Origin of the sequence: Mucilaginibacter sp. Mucisp86, from assembly GCF_047324315.1 — a bacterium.
Classification (GTDB): Bacteria; Bacteroidota; Bacteroidia; order Sphingobacteriales; family Sphingobacteriaceae; genus Mucilaginibacter.
Genome location: NZ_CP168503.1, coordinates 1,959,570 through 1,976,461, shown reverse-complemented (window position 1 = coordinate 1,976,461; position 16,892 = coordinate 1,959,570). Strand labels below are relative to the sequence as shown.

General features: G+C 42.3%; 17 protein-coding genes and 1 riboswitch. Of the genes, 12 read left to right on the top strand and 5 right to left on the bottom strand.

Annotated features, from left to right (window positions below):
• Positions 1-2: 2 nt before the first annotated feature.
• Positions 3-1,190, bottom strand: coding sequence for a DUF5009 domain-containing protein (locus tag ACEN9X_RS08190; RefSeq protein ID WP_413669906.1), 1,188 nt, complete (start codon positions 1,188-1,190; stop codon positions 3-5).
• A gap of 83 nt (positions 1,191-1,273) precedes the next feature.
• On the bottom strand, positions 1,274-2,329 hold the full coding sequence (gene pdxA / locus ACEN9X_RS08185) for a 4-hydroxythreonine-4-phosphate dehydrogenase PdxA (protein WP_413669905.1): 1,056 nt from the start codon (positions 2,327-2,329) through the stop codon (positions 1,274-1,276).
• Between the two features lie 283 nt (positions 2,330-2,612).
• On the opposite strand from pdxA, the gene rsmA reads away from it, so the two are divergent.
• The 3 genes from rsmA (at position 2,613) to ACEN9X_RS08170 (ending at position 4,562) form a co-directional block, all read left to right on the top strand.
• Entirely contained in the window at positions 2,613-3,392 is a 780-nt protein-coding gene (gene rsmA, locus ACEN9X_RS08180; protein ID WP_413669904.1) for a 16S rRNA (adenine(1518)-N(6)/adenine(1519)-N(6))-dimethyltransferase RsmA, read from the top strand.
• A gap of 73 nt (positions 3,393-3,465) precedes the next feature.
• Positions 3,466-4,047 (top strand): hypothetical protein, encoded by a 582-nt coding sequence (locus ACEN9X_RS08175; RefSeq protein ID WP_413669903.1) that lies wholly within the window; start codon positions 3,466-3,468, stop codon positions 4,045-4,047.
• Positions 4,048-4,097: 50 nt separating this feature from the next.
• Complete coding sequence (locus tag ACEN9X_RS08170; protein ID WP_413669902.1) at positions 4,098-4,562, top strand: hypothetical protein; 465 nt, start codon at positions 4,098-4,100, stop codon at positions 4,560-4,562.
• A gap of 205 nt (positions 4,563-4,767) precedes the next feature.
• Here the strand turns inward: ACEN9X_RS08170 and ACEN9X_RS08165 are convergent, their stop codons facing one another.
• A complete protein-coding gene (locus tag ACEN9X_RS08165; protein WP_413669901.1) occupies positions 4,768-5,190 on the bottom strand; it encodes a VOC family protein in 423 nt (140 codons plus the stop codon).
• 182 nt (positions 5,191-5,372) lie between these two features.
• Between ACEN9X_RS08165 and bshA the strand changes: the two genes are divergently transcribed.
• The 3 genes from bshA (at position 5,373) to ACEN9X_RS08150 (ending at position 8,628) form a co-directional block, all read left to right on the top strand.
• The gene (bshA, locus tag ACEN9X_RS08160; protein WP_413669900.1) at positions 5,373-6,515 is read left to right on the top strand and encodes an N-acetyl-alpha-D-glucosaminyl L-malate synthase BshA; all 1,143 of its coding nucleotides are present in this window, start codon (positions 5,373-5,375) and stop codon (positions 6,513-6,515) included.
• Positions 6,516-6,622: 107 nt separating this feature from the next.
• Positions 6,623-6,814 (top strand): hypothetical protein, encoded by a 192-nt coding sequence (locus ACEN9X_RS08155; protein ID WP_091215242.1) that lies wholly within the window; start codon positions 6,623-6,625, stop codon positions 6,812-6,814.
• 311 nt (positions 6,815-7,125) lie between these two features.
• Positions 7,126-7,191, top strand: a riboswitch (Fluoride riboswitch).
• Positions 7,192-7,248: 57 nt separating this feature from the next.
• Positions 7,249-8,628 (top strand): voltage-gated chloride channel family protein, encoded by a 1,380-nt coding sequence (locus ACEN9X_RS08150; protein ID WP_413669899.1) that lies wholly within the window; start codon positions 7,249-7,251, stop codon positions 8,626-8,628.
• Positions 8,629-8,637: 9 nt separating this feature from the next.
• Here the strand turns inward: ACEN9X_RS08150 and ACEN9X_RS08145 are convergent, their stop codons facing one another.
• On the bottom strand, positions 8,638-9,384 hold the full coding sequence (locus ACEN9X_RS08145) for a class I SAM-dependent methyltransferase (RefSeq protein ID WP_413669898.1): 747 nt from the start codon (positions 9,382-9,384) through the stop codon (positions 8,638-8,640).
• 195 nt (positions 9,385-9,579) lie between these two features.
• Between ACEN9X_RS08145 and ACEN9X_RS08140 the strand changes: the two genes are divergently transcribed.
• The 4 genes from ACEN9X_RS08140 to ACEN9X_RS08125 all read left to right on the top strand — a co-directional run bounded on the left by ACEN9X_RS08140 (position 9,580) and on the right by ACEN9X_RS08125 (position 13,264).
• Positions 9,580-10,428, top strand: a complete 849-nt coding sequence (locus tag ACEN9X_RS08140; RefSeq protein ID WP_413669897.1) for a helix-turn-helix domain-containing protein — start codon at positions 9,580-9,582, stop codon at positions 10,426-10,428.
• Positions 10,429-10,523: 95 nt separating this feature from the next.
• The gene (locus ACEN9X_RS08135; protein ID WP_121233348.1) at positions 10,524-11,219 is read left to right on the top strand and encodes an alpha/beta hydrolase; all 696 of its coding nucleotides are present in this window, start codon (positions 10,524-10,526) and stop codon (positions 11,217-11,219) included.
• Between the two features lie 104 nt (positions 11,220-11,323).
• The gene (locus ACEN9X_RS08130; RefSeq protein ID WP_413669896.1) at positions 11,324-12,181 is read left to right on the top strand and encodes a helix-turn-helix domain-containing protein; all 858 of its coding nucleotides are present in this window, start codon (positions 11,324-11,326) and stop codon (positions 12,179-12,181) included.
• Between the two features lie 288 nt (positions 12,182-12,469).
• Positions 12,470-13,264, top strand: a complete 795-nt coding sequence (locus ACEN9X_RS08125) for an alpha/beta hydrolase (protein WP_413669895.1) — start codon at positions 12,470-12,472, stop codon at positions 13,262-13,264.
• Positions 13,265-13,343: 79 nt separating this feature from the next.
• On the opposite strand, the gene ACEN9X_RS08120 is transcribed toward ACEN9X_RS08125, so the two are convergent.
• The gene (locus ACEN9X_RS08120) at positions 13,344-13,967 is read right to left on the bottom strand and encodes a polysaccharide deacetylase family protein (protein WP_413669894.1); all 624 of its coding nucleotides are present in this window, start codon (positions 13,965-13,967) and stop codon (positions 13,344-13,346) included.
• 101 nt (positions 13,968-14,068) lie between these two features.
• On the opposite strand from ACEN9X_RS08120, the gene ACEN9X_RS08115 reads away from it, so the two are divergent.
• Positions 14,069-15,514 (top strand): TolC family protein, encoded by a 1,446-nt coding sequence (locus tag ACEN9X_RS08115; RefSeq protein WP_413669893.1) that lies wholly within the window; start codon positions 14,069-14,071, stop codon positions 15,512-15,514.
• A gap of 36 nt (positions 15,515-15,550) precedes the next feature.
• Entirely contained in the window at positions 15,551-16,888 is a 1,338-nt protein-coding gene (locus ACEN9X_RS08110; RefSeq protein WP_413669892.1) for an efflux RND transporter periplasmic adaptor subunit, read from the top strand.
• Positions 16,889-16,892: the final 4 nt, after the last annotated feature.

Below are 16,892 nucleotides of genomic sequence, written 5' to 3'. Positions count from 1 at the left end.
GCTTATATTTTTATCCTGATATTGATCTTATCCAGCAACCCCGTAAGCCATACCATTACAAAGGCAAAAACAATACATTTGATTAAGCCCCCGATACCCTGGCTCAGGTATTCGGGATAGCCTATCCTGCTCATTTCATATATAGGGTAAAACAGGAAAGGTACTATATAGCAGGTAAAGGTGTTGGTGCCGGCTGGCTCTATTACCTTAAACCAGTTGTATTTGTTTTTAACATCAACCAGGAAAATGAAAAAGGCGTATACCACCAGGCTTATCCCGGTACAAATGAGCACCCATGATGGTGTATCGCGTTCTTTAGAAATACCACCACTAAAATAACGTACTATGAAGCCGAGGTTAAAAAGGATGATAGCAATCAGGATCATGGCTACCCAGAGCATCTTCATTTCGTTATTAGCTTTAAGGCGCATGTACAGTACCGATATAAATACCCCTGCCATGGTGAATGACTGCATAGCGCCGTTGCCCGCTATCCAGATATAGCCCTGCAGCCTGTCGATAAAATCAAGAAAACCGAAATGCACATCCAGGTTAAAGAACATGAAAAACATCCATGCTGCCAGCTGCACCCACAAATGCCCGTCGGAGTAATAGTAGATAAGGGCGCATAACATGTACGACCAGCCTATTAAGCCTAAAATGCCCCACCAGGTAAAATGCAGCCAGGTGTGTCCCGGGTCGCTGGTGCGATAAAGGGCAGCCATACCCGCAAGTAATAAAACCCCGAAACCCTGCAATAAATAGCGCCTTGTGGGTGGTGTGTCTTTGCTGTAATCTAAAAAAATAAAGAAAAAGCTGAAAGTTACCAGGCTTTCCCAAACAGGCTTGGGCAACAGCGTAGTAGCCTCATTATAAGTTTCCATATTAGCATGGAAGAAGCCAATAAAAATGAGCGCAAACGAGCGGCTTACTATGCGTGATAGCAGCTTGAAGTTATCACCCTGCTTTAACCTGTTTTGAAAAGCAAAGGGTATTGAAAGCCCAACGATAAATAAAAATGCCGGAAAAATGGTATCGGCCAAACCCAGTGCATCCACATTTGAGCCCGCGTGTTTTAGCCAGTTTGGGGTATTCGGAATGCCATCCAGGTCATTCACAAATATCATCAAAAACATTGTTACAGCACGGAAAGCATCAATTGAACGTATACGACTCAGAAAATTACTCATTCAGTCATGTAAATGCGCGTAGCGGGGTAAATGTTTTAATTTAACGGCAATTAAATTGAAACATTACTATTACAGAACGTTTTTTAATCCCTATCGCGGCTCAACTTGCTAAATAATAACGGATTTTCATTAAGTTCGAGCCCTTCGCGGCGATTTTTTACAATGTGAATGGCAGTAAACAAAGCTTCGCGGAACGAGATCTCAGAGGCCTGGTTTTTACCAGCGATATCATACGCGGTACCATGATCGGGTGAGGTGCGCACAAAGTTTAAGCCGGCGGTAAAGTTAACGCCCGATTCAAAAGCAATCTGTTTAAAAGGGATGAGGCCCTGATCATGATACATGGCCAACACAGCGTCAAACTGAAGGTAGGTGCCATTGGCAAAAAAGCCATCGGCAGAGTACGGGCCAAACGCCAGGATATTATTTGAGCGGGCTTCTTCAATGGCAGGTATAATGATATCTTTTTCTTCACTGCCAATAAGGCCGTTATCGCCCGCATGGGGATTTAGTCCCAATACAGCAATTTTGGGTTTGCGTACCCAGAAATCATTTTGCAGGCTGTGATTCATCAACTTCAGCTTAGCCAATATTTTTTCGGCAGTGATGCTTTCGGCAATTTTCGATACCGGGATGTGGCCGGTAACCACGCCAACGCGCAAAGTGTCGCTTACTAAAAACATCAGCGATTCGGCGGCGCCATCATATTGCTGCAAATATTCGGTATGGCCCGGAAAATGAAATTTATCGTTCTGGATGTTATCCTTATTGATAGGAGCTGTTACGAGGGCATCTATGTAACCTTCTTTCAGGTCGTATACTGCGCGCTCTAATGATTTGAAGGCATATTTGCCGCCTGCTTCGGTAACCTGGCCCAACTCAATTTTTACATCCTCTTCCCAGCAATTGATCATATTGGGCTTGCGGAAATGCGTTTGCGACGGATCATTGATCACTAAAAAATTAAGCTCATTTACATGGGTTGCACGACGGTGAAAAGAAGCCACCTTGGTATGCCCGTAAACAATAGGCGTACAATACTCATAAATTTTGCTGTCGGCCAAAGTTTTAATAATTATCTCTAAACCGATGCCGTTTACATCGCCAATGCTGATCCCAATTTTTAATTTATCGCTCATTTTTTTATGTGGATTTCACCGATTAAATTATGATTTCACTGATTTTTAAGCAATGATTTCAGTTGATTTAACAGTGATGATTATTAATGGTTTATAAAAGCTTAACCAAACCTTTTGCCTTTTACCACTCGCCTTTAACCTGTAATGGTTTATAAGAGCTTAGTAGTTAAGGCAAACCTTTTACCTTTAACCTATCTTTACACATGCAAATAAAAGATTTTAAGCTTACAGTTCCTGATAAAAGCACAAATATGATTTAATTTGCTCAAATATTTGATTAATAATGACATTGGTAAGGGCAAAAAAACATTTAGGGCAACATTTTCTTACTGATAAAAACATAGCAGCAAAGATAGTTGACAGTCTGAGGCCCGAAGGGCGTTTCGGTCATGTGCTTGAGGTAGGGCCGGGGATGGGTGTACTGTCTGATTTCCTGCTGCAAAAAACTGAGTACGAAACATCGCTTATCGATATCGACACCGAATCGTACGATTTCCTGAAAAAGAAATATCCGCAGTTAGGCACACGGTTGATCAATGCCGATTTTCTGGAGCTTGATTTTCAGAGCATTTTTCCTGAAAGCTTCGCCATCATCGGTAACTTTCCTTATAATATCTCATCGCAGATCCTGTTTAAAGTGCTTGATAACCGCCAGCAGGTGGTTGAGGTAGTTGGCATGTTCCAGAAAGAAGTTGCCGAACGCTGTGCCGCAAAACCGGGCAGCAAAGAATACGGTATCCTCAGTGTGTTTTTGCAGGCCTACTATAAAGTTGAATACCTGTTTACGGTAAAAGCCGGTGTATTTAACCCTCCGCCAAAAGTACTATCGGCAGTGATCAGGCTTACCCGCAATGATAAACAAACCCTTGATTGCGATGAAAAACTGTTTTGGCAGATAGTAAAAGCAGGTTTTAACCAACGCCGTAAAACTTTACGCAACGCTATTTCGTCACTCATCAACAAAGAAAAAATGGCCAGTGAGCCGATACTTGATCTCCGTGCGGAAAGATTGAGCGTTGATGATTTTGTAAAGCTCACTAATCAGGTTTCGGCAAGCAGGTAGGTTTTCTTAAAAAAAAGCGATTTAATTTATGGAAATTGCATGGTACTTACATCTTATCCATAAATTATAAACCATGAAGAAACTTATTACAGTATTAGTTGCGGTTTTTAGTGCATTTAGTGTAATGGCACAAGCTGATAGTGCAAAGGCTGTCAAAAGCAATGCATCGGACTCGTTATACCGCCATTTGCCCGATGCGAAGGAAAAGCAACCATTAATTATTGTTAACTCCAATATCATTACCGGGCTTGGTCATATAAACCCTAACGATATTGCTTCCTTAACGGTTTTGAAAGATAGGGATTCGCCAGCCAATCTGGCCAATTTAAGCAGGTTTGGTGTAATATCCATCACACTTAAAAAAGATGTGAAGATTGAAACAAACACCTTTAATGATATAAAAAAGAGGTTTAATATAGATGGCAAAGCCAGGTTTGCTATAGATGGCTATTTTGTTGATGATGAAAGCATGCTCATTTCTGCACAGGATATTAACGAAATAAACTTAACCTGGAAAAAGAATAAGGGTGCTACAACTGACGTAACAATCAACATATGGATGCTGGCGCCTGAAGCCCGTAAAGGGTTTGTTTATAAACCGAACCCTAACGATAAGCCTGGTACTGTTTACATAAGAGGGCTGGCATCAAAATAATTTTATTTCAAATAAAATCTTTTCCTTTGCCGCTCGTCATAATATAATATATGTACGCCTTTATTTTAGCACTACACTCCCTTATTCGCTGGTTTGTTTTGGCCAGTTTACTTTTTGCTCTTTATCGTGCCTATGTCGGGTGGCTCGGCAATAAAACTTTTTCAAAACTGGATGAACGGGTGCGCACTATTGCTGCTACCGTGGCACATATCCAATTAGTTGTTGGGTTGTGGTTGTACTTTATAAGTCCAATAGCAAATTACTTCATCAGCCATTTTAAAGAAGCGGTGCACGAGCGGCAGATCCGGTTTTTTGGCATGGAGCATGTCACCATGATGCTCATCGGCATAACGCTGATCACCATAGCTTCGGCAAAAGCTAAACGGAAAACAACTGATCAGGAAAAGTTTAAAACTATAGCTATCTGGCTAACTATTGCACTGCTGGTTATATTAAGTTCTGTCCCATGGTCGTTTTCGCCGTTGATCAGCAGGCCGTTATTCAGGGCGTTTTAAACTTTTATCATGCTGTGTTTGAAAAATTCATAGATTCTAAAGGTAAAAGTGATGTTTAGGTGTAAAGGGGCCGTCATCCTGAGCCTGTCGAAGAACGCACGCAGAGGCCCAGCCCACCATGCTTCGACGGGCTCAGCATGACCCCATCTTTAACTTTTCCTTGTCAGCCTATCTAAATCCGAAATCGAACATCCGAAATCCCAAATCACAATATCTGGTTAAACTCCAGCCGCTCACCATCCGGCCCAGTGATGTTGAAATATTTGCAGCCTTTTTTCCAGAATTGCAAAAACACAGGTTCCGGCTCAAGAACATTAAAGCCGGCTTCTTTAATTGTCTTAAAAGTTAGGTCTATGTCATCTACATCAAAAGCCACGTGGTCGACATGCCCGTTTGAGCGCGAGCGGATCTCTGCTAACGAAGCCTCCGGCAATTGGTAAAGTTCCATGATCATATTGCCGCGCTGCATCATAACACAGGTGCCGGTGCCACCATTATCTGTAAAGGGGGCCTGCATTACATTGCTAAAGCCTAACCGGCTGTAAAATTGTTGTGATGCTTCAGTATTGGTTACCGGGATGCCGATATGTTGTATGCCGTTTATCGCTAAATTTATATTGCTGCTCATGTTGATAATCAGACGTTTGTTGTAAGTTTAATATATGTTTAAACGCTTAGCCTGAAGTATGGTTTACTATGGCCGCAAAATAAATATGCGGTAATTATCATCCGGCCATCATTTTACACAGCCTTAACACATTTGATGTAAATTGCAGTTAAACTTGCACCAATTAAAACATATTCATATTAATGAAAATCGGAATTGTTTGTTACCCAACCTTTGGCGGAAGCGGGGTTGTTGCCACTGAACTTGGTAAAGCCCTTGCCGACCGCGGTCACCAGGTACATTTTGTTACCTATAACCAGCCTGCCCGGTTGGACCTCTTTTCCGAAAATCTGTTCTATCACGAAGTTTCGGTTTCCAACTATCCGCTGTTTGATTTTCCGCCGTATGAGCTGGCGCTGGCAAGCAGGCTGGTTGACGTGGTGCGCCATGAGCAATTGGATGTATTGCATGTACACTATGCTATCCCTCATGCTTCGGCTGCGTTTATGGCCAAGCAGATATTAATGACTTATGGCATATATATACCGGTAGTAACCACGCTGCACGGTACCGATATTACGCTGGTCGGTAAAGACCGCACATTTAAACCTGTTGTTACTTTTTCCATCAATCAGAGTGATGGCGTAACTGCAGTATCGCAAAACCTCAAAGACGATACCTATAAGTTTTTTGATATTAAGAAGGAGATCCTGGTGATCCCTAACTTTATCGATCTTACCAGGTTCAGCCTTAAACCGAAAGATCACTTTAAGAAAGCCATTGCCCCTTCGGGCGAAAAGATATTGGTGCATACCTCTAACTTCCGCAAGGTAAAACGTACCGAAGATGTAGTGAAGATCTTTGCCAAAGTGATCAAAAAGATCCCCTCTAAACTGCTAATGGTGGGCGATGGGCCAGAGCGTTCCATGTGTGAGCAGCTTTGCCGTGATCTGGGTGTTACCGATAATGTGCGCTTTTTAGGTAAGCAGGATGCTGTTGAAGAGATCCTTTCGGTATCGGACCTGTTCCTGATGCCATCGCAGTCGGAAAGTTTCGGTTTGGCGGCGCTGGAAGCCATGGCTTGTAAGGTGCCGGTAATCAGCAGTAATGCGGGTGGTTTGCCCGAATTAAACGTTGACGGATTAACCGGCTTTTTGAAAGAGCCCGGCGATGTGGACGGCATGGCGGAAAAAGCAATATTTATTTTGGAAGATGAAGAACGTTTAGCTAAATTTAAAGAAAATGCGCTGGCGCACGCCAAAGAGTTCGAATTATCTACCATTTTGCCCAAGTACGAGAACTTTTATTTAGAGGTAATTGAGCAAAGTAAGGCTAAGGCTGTTTAACCAACAGTTGTAATAAACCTGATACAATTCTAAAAATATTCTTAAAAAGTTAAATTTTATCGGTTTCGTTAATTAATTTAGTTTTTCACTCCTAAAAGTTAAAACTTATGGCAAAGCACACACTAAAAAGCGGACAACTCCTTAAGTACATCGGGAAAAAATGGAAAAACCTGCACATTGGTCATCCATTAAAATTTATGGGGTACGATGAGAACAGTTTCGCCGACATCTGGGTGGAATACCAGGGTAAATTAATGCTTCTGGCTCTGAAGGATGTGGAAACACTAAGCATTGCTTAAGTAGAATAACTTGAGCCGGTTGGTTCAACCCGACCTGGAAAAATAGCCTTACTCATGCATGCGTGCTAAGTAAGGCTATTTTGTTTGAGGAACTTTTAATTAGGAGGCACCTACGGAGCCAGATGTCTTCTCGCTTGCGTAAGCTATAAACATGGTACACCTACGGAGTTTTGTGAATATGCTGTTTCAAACTCCGTAGGTGTACCATGTTTATAGAAAATGAAGCACATGTATTGGCTCCGTAGGTGCCTCCTTATACTTAAAGCGATTTTTCCATATTTTATTTTTAACAAAAGAAAGCTATCTTAGCCTCATCAAAAGGAAATGGTGTCTTCCTACTTAACCGCCCTAAAAAAGCTGATGGCGCCTACAGATAATTAACTCACGGGGTTTTGCCCTGTGATAATTTTTTGTGGGTAAATAATATCAGCAGCATGCAAAACCAACTTTTCTCTTCACAACATTTCGCAATCCTGAAGAACGCCCTTCGTTGGACGGTCATCGTCATTCCTATTGCCGCTGTTATCGGTAGTGCGGTGGCTTTATTTCTTTGGCTATTGAGTTGGGCTATTCATTTTCGGTTTACTCATAACTGGTTGTTGTATTTGCTACCGCTCGCAGGTATAGCCATATACTTCATCTATAAACTTTTTGGTGGTTCGGCAGAGAAGGGAAATAATTTAATTATCGATGAAATTCATAATCCCGGCGGCGGGGTTCCTAAACGCATGGCCCCGCTGGTACTCATTACTACCATCATTACGCACCTGTTTGGCGGTTCGGCCGGGCGAGAGGGTACGGCTGTGCAAATGGGGGGCAGCTTAGCCCAAATGATAGGCAAATGGCTTAAACTCAATGAAGCCGATACGCAAACATTACTTACCGCAGGTATAGCGGCAGGTTTTGGGGCGGTGTTCGGTACGCCATTAACAGGGGCTGTTTTTGCTATGGAAGTGCTAACTATTGGTCGGGTACAATATAATGCGCTGCTACCCTGCCTCATCGCCGGCATAGTTGGTGATGTTACGGTGTCGGCCTGGGGTGTTCATCATACGCCTTATCATATCGATATTATCCCTGTTATACCACACTGGTTTTCGGGTTATATCTCAACCGATCTGTTGCTGATCATGAAAACAATAGTAGCGTCAATAGCTTTCGGATTGGCCAGCTACCTGTTCGCAAAAATGGTGCACGGCATTAAAAGGTTTTTCACTAAATATGTTAAAACCCCCTGGCTTATTCCCTTTATTGGAGGGTTTATCATCATTGCGCTTACTTTTATTAATGGTAAACCCGATTATTTAAGTTTAGGGGTAGATGCCGAACACCTGGGTGCCGTTACCATTCCATCGGCCTTTCATGCCGGCGGTGCCGATACCTGGAGCTGGCTCTGGAAAACCATCTACACTACTATAACCTTAGGTACCGGTTTTAAAGGCGGCGAAGTAACGCCTCTGTTTTATATCGGCGCTACTTTGGGCAATACTTTGTCCGGCTTGCTCGATGCTCCTGTAAGCCTGTTTGCGGCTTTAGGCTTTATAGCCGTTTTTGCAGGCGCAACCAATACACCGCTGGCTTGCACATTTATGGGGATAGAGCTTTTTGGCGGCGAGCATGCCCTGTTATTTGCTGTAGCTTGTTTTACCGCTTACCTTTTCAGCGGGCATACAGGTATCTATGGTTCGCAAAGAATTGGTGTAACCAAACTCCGTGATGATTTTGCTGATGACAAAACGCTTTCGGAAGCGATGAAAAGACGCGGATATTTACACCATAAACTGGCAAAATATAGTTTCCGAAAAGGGAGTTGATAAAACCCCTTATTTAGTTGCTGTAACTACGATATAAGGCGATAACAGTTTTGATTCAAACGGGATAATTTTAGTGACAACCTTACCTGCCACCCAAACCAGTTTGGTGATGGCTTTAGCCAATGCCGGTTTATTGGCCTTATCTTCCAGCCAAACCGAAAACTTGCCGTAATAATATGCCTCAACATTTTTTAGCTCCAGTTCCTTGCAGTAATTAGCCAGGAGTGCCGGGTTCATGCTATTGATGTTGTGCTTTTCGTAATTATTAAGATCGTAATTGCGCTGTACCCAGCCGTTAACACCTGTAAAATTTGGCAGGGTAATGAACAGTGTACCGCCCGGTTTAAGAAAGGAGAGGTGTTTTTCGATAATGCCTTTGGTATCATTAAAATGCTCAATCAATCCGCACGAAAGTACCAGGTCGTATTCGGTTGCGGGTTGATATTTGAACAGATCACCTTCAATAACCGCGATATCCTGATCATTAAGCTGGTTGGCATCCAGTACTTCCTTTAAAACTTTAGGGTGTACGTAAAAATCAAACAGCGTAGTTTTTAATCCGAAATACTTTTTCAAAAAAATGGCAAAATACCCCGGAAAACCGCCCAATTCAATGGCTGAAGCCGGCTTGTTAGCTTCTGTAATGTTTTTCAGTAGTTTATGAAAAGTATAATTTGCCGGCACATTAAAAGCCAGGTCTTTTTTTGATTCCCAGTAACCGGCCCAAAATGCCTTGTCGGTGAGTTCGTTGCTCATGGGTGCAAAGGAAAGATAATTCGGCAATAGTTCAAAACCCTGTTATTTTGTAAGGCAGGGATTTTGAACTGGTATCGTCCAACAGGAAATAATTACAATCATCCGGGAATTATACATAGATATACTGCGCTGATGAATAAGCAACTTTGTGTAATTAATTAAACAACAGTGCATAACTGTATTAAATTTAACAAAATGAGCAATGAACTTATTCCTACAATCAAACTTGACGAAGTAACTGAGCTTGGTTTGCAAGTGGTTGATTACAGAAAAGCGGGTGACCTCCATTTTCTTAAAAGCCCGCACCGCAATGAGCATTATCTTTTTGTATTGGTAAATGAAGGTAACCTGAAACTCATTGTTGATTCGCGCGGGGTGGTGATACCCGCCCAGTCTGTTTATTACATTTTGCCGGGACAAGTAATGCAGCATTTTGACACCGATGCCGATGCCTATGTTATTGCAGTGGATGCCTTTTTGCTTAATCAAACTTATAAGTATATCCTTGATGAGGGTTGTTTTGCACAAATACCGGTTTCAATAGATCCGGAAAAGGCTAAAAGATTACAGGCTGCTATTTTGTTGCTGGCTGCAGAGATAAAAGATAAAAGCATCAATAGCTGTAAAGAGCATATTAAACGCGGGTTGATAGATGCGGTAGCTGGTATGTTTGCCGGAGAATATACCGATAGCACAGTAGCACATGGAAGAAAAGATTCCAGCGCGGTCAGGATCACTACAGCTTTTAAAAGGCTGATTTTTGCAGAATATAAAAAATTGAAAAAGCCGTCATCATACGCCGCGGCATTGCATATATCTACGCCTTATCTTAACGAGGCGGTTAAAGAAATTTCGGGTAACACGGTTAGTTATTGGATCCAGTATATGATTATGGTTGAGGCTAAACGCCTGCTGATCTATACCGATAAAACTATTAAAGCTATCGCCTTTGAACTGGGCTATGCCGATTATACCTATTTTTCAAAGATGTTTATCGGTATGGTAAAAATGTCGCCGGTGGCTTTCCGGAAAAAATACCGCTAATTGTACATATGTTTCCGCTATTCATACATTGTTTTAAGCTGAAACAGTTTGTTGCTTTGTGATAAGTCAAATCGTTATAAAACAACAGATTAACTATGGGAAACTTAAAAAATGTCGTGCTCGTGCATGGTGCATTCGCAGACGGCTCAGGCTTTAAAGCCCTCTATCAAATCCTTACTCAAAAAGGGTATAATGTATTGGTTGTACAAAACCCGCTAAGTTCACTGGAAGATGATGTAAAAGCAACACACGTTGTGCTGGACAAGATCGGCGGGCCAGCTATTCTTGCCGGGCATTCATGGGGTGGCGCTGTTATTACCGAGGCGGGGAACCATCCAAATGTAGCTGCTTTGGTTTACATCGCGGCATTTCAGCCGGATAACGGTGAGTCGGCATTACAGTGGCTGCAAACTGCCCCACCTGCACCCGAAAACGGTGTGCTGCCTCCTGATGAAAAAGGTATAGTATACTATGATAAAGATAAATTTCATGCAGGGTTTTGCGCTGATATCGACGCTGATGAAGCCGCTTTTATGTATGCCTCACAGGGCGCGTTTTATGCCCAGGGCTTTGTTGCACCAATAACTGATGCGGCCTGGCGTCACAAGCCTGCTTATGGTTTAATAGCTACGGAAGATAAAAGTATCAACCCGGATATTCAGCATGCTATGTATAAACGGTCAAACACTATCGTTACAGAGGTAAAAGGCAGTCACGTAATCTTTATGTCGCACCCGGAAACTGTTGCCGAAGTGATCATTGAAGCCGCCCAAAAAGCTTCTGAAGTGTAAAAATAAACTATCTACCCTTTAAGCATCCGCATGCCTTAAACCGTATGCGGATGTTTTGTTTAAAACCTCATCAATCTGCCTTATCTTTAACACCAAAAAAATTAATGAAGTTAATTGTTTCCGATCATAAAACCGGCGGCGATCTGTTACTGATCAGCGGAGAGGAAAATTTTGACCGCTTTTTTTATACCCGTGATAAAGCAAAGAAGTACTTTACTATTGCCTGGAATACCGGCGCAAGCCAGATTATCAATATAGATGGCGTGGATCATGCATTTAATTCCAACACGCTGCTGCCGCTCATGTTCGATCAGACATTTACCTTCGAAAGATCTGCGGACATCATCGCCTGGCAGTTTAACAGGGAGTTTTACTGCCTGATTGATCATGATACTGAAGTAAGCTGCGTAGGCTTTCTTTTTGGCATGGGCGATTTGCTGTTCATTCCTCTGGATGATCCCAACCAATCAAAGCTTAAAGTATTACTTGATATTTTTACCCAGGAACTGCATATTAAAGATAATATTCAGAATGATATGCTGATCATGCTGTTAAAGCGGCTGATCATCATGGTGACACAGATGGCCCGTACTGAATATATCCCCGCAGAAAACAACCAGGATCAAAAGCTGGACATCTTCCGGAAATTTAACCTGCTGGTTGAAATGAATTTCAAAAGCGAACATTCAGTCAACTTTTATGCGGGCCTGATGAATAAATCGCCTAAAACATTGTCAAATATTTTCTCCCTTTATAACGACAAAACACCACAGCAGGTAATCCAGGCGCGTATTATTGTTGAAGCCAGGCGGCTGCTTAGCTACACTACCAAGTCGGTTAAGCAGATTACTTATGAACTGGGTTTTGAAGATCCGGCCTATTTCTGCAATTTTTTCAAACGGCATACCAAGCAATCGCCCGCTGAGTTCAGGAGCGGGAAGACTCAGCAGGTGGCAGCGTGAAAGGAAACAAAGGTATTATGTTAAAAGCAGGATTATGTGTGATTCTTGGGAGGGTGTAGGGAGGGGGGGCATCGCCCGGCATATTAGCATGGCGTACAAACCCCTCCCTGCCACCGCGCAAACCAGCCGCACCCCTCCCAAGGGAGGGAATTGAAGGACTTTCCCAACTCCTTTAAACCATCCGGGAAGAAATTACAATCTTTCGGGAACTGGCGACATTTCCAGCCTGCCGCATTTGGGGCACTTTTGTATTGTTAAATCAAACACAACATTTAAAAACAAAACAATATGAAAACTCCAACATTAAAAAACAGCATTAAAGCAGGCATAATCAGTTTAGCGTTAATCTTCGCCGCAATTTTAGGCTTTACTTTTTCAGCACAGGCCCAGGCCGTTAAAAATGTAGTATTGGTTCACGGCGCATTTGCCGATGGCTCTGGCTACAAAGCTTTATATACCGAACTTACCAAAAAAGGATACAACGTTACTGTGGTGCAAAATCCATTATCTTCATTGGAAGACGATGTTAAAGCTGTAACAGTTGCACTTGACAAACAAGACGGACCAGCTATATTGGTAGGCCATTCATGGGGTGGTACAGTAATTACTGAAGCAGGTAACAATCCGAAGGTAGCGGCCCTTGTTTATATCGCAGCACTGCAGCCGGATAAAGGTGAAACATCTGTTCAGTGGTTACAAACTGCTCCTCCTGCTCCCGAAAACGGTGTTTTAGCACCAGATGATAAAGGCATTGTTTATTATGACAAAGCTAAATTCCATGCCGGCTTTTGTGCCGATATCAGCAAAGAAGAAGCTGATTTCATGTATGCTTCACAAGGTGCCTTTTATGCAAAGGGATTTGGTACGCCAATCACTAATCCTGCCTGGAAAACTAAACCTGCTTACGGCATAGTTGCTACTGAAGATAAAAGTATCAACCCTGATATAGAACGTGCTATGTACAAACGTTCAAATACAACAATAACCGAAATAAAAGGAAGCCATGTTGTTTTCATATCGCAACCTAAAGCTGTTGCCGCTGTAATTATCAAAGCAGCAGAAAATGCTTCTGTGAAAAAATAAGCTGAGAAAAACGCCCCGCATCAAAAAGCCGTGTGCCTGCAGCATACGGCTTTTTTGATTTTAGCACTTGATCCCCCCTTCAGGGGGCCAGGGGGGTAAAACTAAACCCCTCCTTACTCCAAAACTCCAATACCCTTGGCAGTACATATTCCAATCGCTTAAAAGCCTTGATGCTGTCATGAAATACCACCATCGATCCTGCTTCGGTATATTTAAGCACTCCTTTTAAGCAATCTTCGGGTTGAAGCGCCATGTCAAAATCACCGCTGAGCACATCCCACATAAAAATATTAAGATCGGGCTTTGCTGTTTTCAGCGCGCGGATCTGGGCCCTTTTGATCCTGCCATAAGGAGGGCGAAACAAGCGTGTATCCAGCAATTTATCAGCCTTTAAAAAATTATCAAGGTAGGTTTGCGTGTCGGTTTTCCAGCCTTTAAGATGGTTGAAAGTATGATTGCCAATTGCATGGCCTTCGGCTTTTACCTGTTCAAAAATATCAGGGTGTTTGCGTACATTGTCGCCAATACAAAAAAAGGTGGCTTTGGCATTGTATTGTTTTAAAATATTTAATACAGCCGGTGTAACAATTGGTATAGGGCCGTCGTCAAAAGTGAGATAAATGCAACGGTCAGTTGATTTTATCTCCCAGGTAAGTTGGGGATAAAGCTTTTTTAGCAGCCAGGGAGTTTTAACCAGGTACATACAGATGAGGTAGTTTGTGTTTTATCCCTATTAACAACATTTAACAAAAATAAACACTGCAATGTAATGAACAGTTGCTTACCATTGTATAGAAAAACCTTATGAAACTAAAATTATTACTATCAGTTAAAGCAACGCTCATTTGCACAATTATATTTTCGGTATGCGGCTTTAATGCCGGTGCGCAGGAAGTAATAGGCTTGCAAAAAGCGGTAGATCTTGCCCTCGAACGCAACCTTACCATTAAACAAGCCGAGTTTACGGCCGCTGTCACAAATGAAGATCTTAAACAGTCGAAGTACAATCAATTGCCTAATTTGGGTGTAAGTCCGCAGGCCGCGTTTAATTTTGGTCGGAGTATTGACCCCTCAACCAACCAGTTTGGTAATCAGCGGATCCTGGCGGTTAATGGCAACTTCAGTTCGCAGGTGACCTTATTTCAGGGTGGGCAATTGCGTAATACGGTTATCCAGAACAAGATTTTACTTGACGCCGATAAAACCAACGTAGCCAAGGTAAAAAATGATTTGATATTAAACGTGGTAACCACTTACCTGCTTGTACTAACTAACCAGGATTTGGTAACTGCCGCGCAGCAACAAATTAATGTGTCAAAAATAGCTTTAGACCGTGCGCAGAAAAATTTTGATGTGGGAAATCAAACCCTTGCAGATTTGTCGCAAGCTAAAGCGCAGCTATCAACCAACGATCTGAACTATACCAATGCCGAAAATCAGCTGGAGCAATCGCTGCTAACGCTGAAACAATATATGGAGATGGATCCGGGAACTGATATTAAGGTTGAACGCCCCGATATCAGCAAGCTTAACAATGTGAAAACCGTGTACGACGCCCAAGAGGTTGTAAAAACAGCCCTTGCAGTAAACCCGGACGTATTACTGGCCGAGCAACGCCAGAAAGCCGCTGCGCAGGGAGTTAAAATAGCCCAGGGGAATTATTATCCATCTATAGTTTTGTTTGGCGCAGCCGGTTCAAATTTTTCTGATGCAAAAAACGTCCCTTTCAGCTATACGCCAACAGGCAGAGTTGACACTATTGGTTTTGTGCAAAATACCCAACAACAGGTTGTAGTCAATGGGTATAAAGTAGGTTTTAAAAGCAATCCCTTTTTTAGGCAATTGAAAGATAATTTTAATCAAACAGTTGGTTTAAGTTTGCAGATTCCAATATTTAACAGGTTTCAGTCGCGCACGGCGGTACGGAAAGCCAAACTGCAAAATCAAAATGCCGAAGTAACGGCGCAACTGGCCCGTAATAATCTGAGCAAGATCATTTACCAGGCTGTATGGGATTTGCAGGCGGCGGATAAGCGTTATGCATCGGCAACGCAAACCTACAACGCCAATAAAGATGCGTTTAATATTATACAGCAACGCTATACTGTTGGTCTGGTTAACTCACTTGATTATAACACCTCATTAACTAACCTCAACAAATCGCAGTTTGATATGATTGAGGCGCAATACCAGGTGATTTTCAGAAGCAAAGTCATTGACTATTATTTAGGCAACCCTATAACACTTTAATAAAATCTTAACCGTAAAATATCCAAATTCACCGTCATGGGAAAAACTACTAAATATATTCTGATAGGTCTTGGCGTACTGATTGTCCTGCTGATCATTGCTAAGGCGGCGGGCTTAATAGGTAAGCCTGCGCTAACCCAGGTAGCTACCGAAAAGGCCGAAACACGTGAAATAAATGAAACAGTATCGGCCAGTGGAAAAATCAAACCGCATGTTGAGGTTAAGATAAGCCCCGAAGTATCGGGCGAGGTGGTTGAGCTGCCCATTAAAGAGGGGGATGTGGTTAAAAAAGGCCAGCTATTATGTAAAATCAGACCAGACATTTTAAAGTCAGGTTATGACCGTGCTATCGCATCATACAATACCCAGAAAGCCAGTGTAGGTAATTCAAGCCAAATGCTTAAACAAGCCGAAGCTACTTATGCTAATCAGGCTGGTATTTACAAACGCAGTAAAGAGCTTTTTGATAAAAAGGTATTAACTATTTCGGAATTTGAAAATGCTAAAGCTGCATATGAAGGCGCTAAAGCTTCTCTTGAGGCAGCCAAACAGAATGTTGTAGGTTCACAATACGGCTTAGCCCAGTCTCAGGCATCTGTTAAGGAAGCTCAGGATAACTTGGCAAAAACTACCATTTACTCGCCGGTTGATGGTGTTGTTTCAAAACTATCTGTCGAAAAAGGCGAGCGTGTTTTGGGTACCCAGCAGTTTGCCGGTACCGAGATCATGACCATATCTGATTTGAGTAAAATGGATGTTAATGTTGATGTGAACGAGAATGATATCAACCGTATTTCTCTTGGTGATTCATCAAAAATTGAAGTAGATGCATTTTTAGGCAAGAAATTTACCGGTGTGGTAACTGAAATAGGCAGCTCGGCAAACGTAGTAGGTACCTCTGCTGATCAGGTAACTAACTTCACTGTAAAGGTGAGGATCAATGCTGAATCATACGCCGCCCTGTTAAAGAAAACAGCCGATAACCCGTCTCCTTTCCGCCCGGGATTAACTGCTACTGTTGATATCAGCACCAATTCTGCCAAAGCGTTGTCGGTACCGATCCAGTCGGTAACCACCCGCGAAGAGAAGAAAGAAAATAATGGTCCGCCGAAAGCTGATGATGATAAGAGTAAGCCACAGATCAGCCCGGTAGCTAAAGAATATGTATTTGTACTTAATGCGGGCAAACTGAAACAAGTGCAGGTAACTACGGGTATTCAAAATGATAGTTATATCCAGATCCTATCCGGTCTTAAAGGAGGTGAGGAAGTAGTATCAGCCCCTTATTCGGCTATCTCAAAAACACTTAGCGATGGGCAAGCTGTTGAGAAAGTAGATAAATCGAAATTATTTAATGCAGATAATACTAAGTAATTGA